The organism is Mesorhizobium sp. M1A.T.Ca.IN.004.03.1.1, assembly GCF_003997555.1.
Taxonomy (GTDB): domain Bacteria; phylum Pseudomonadota; class Alphaproteobacteria; order Rhizobiales; family Rhizobiaceae; genus Mesorhizobium.
The window spans coordinates 1-254 of sequence record NZ_RZTV01000670.1 but is presented as its reverse complement, the minus strand read 5'-3'; the positions used below and the strand labels follow the sequence as shown (position 1 = coordinate 254).

The window sequence follows — 254 nt, the reverse complement described above, 5'->3', positions numbered from 1 at the left end:
ACCATCATTCGCGCCTGTCAGCCAGATCGGGCGAACGCATCGGTGGAGGTAATTGTCACATCTTGGAGTGACCGCCGCGTTTAATGGTCCTGAGGACATTGCATGTCTTGGAAAAAATGCTTGCCAACACGCTATAAAGGTCTTCCCCAGGGCCGGTAAGCATAACGTCCGCTCCAAGTACCACAAATACAGGAGTGCCAAGCTCGTCCTCGATTACTTTGATCTGCCGACGGATCTCTGCCGCTGTTAGGTTT

1 pseudogene is annotated in these 254 nt (G+C 52.4%); it reads right to left on the bottom strand.

Annotated elements, in window-relative coordinates:
* Positions 1-55: 55 nt before the first annotated feature.
* Positions 56-254: pseudogene (locus tag EOD29_RS36735) on the bottom strand (LysR family transcriptional regulator); the annotation flags it as partial.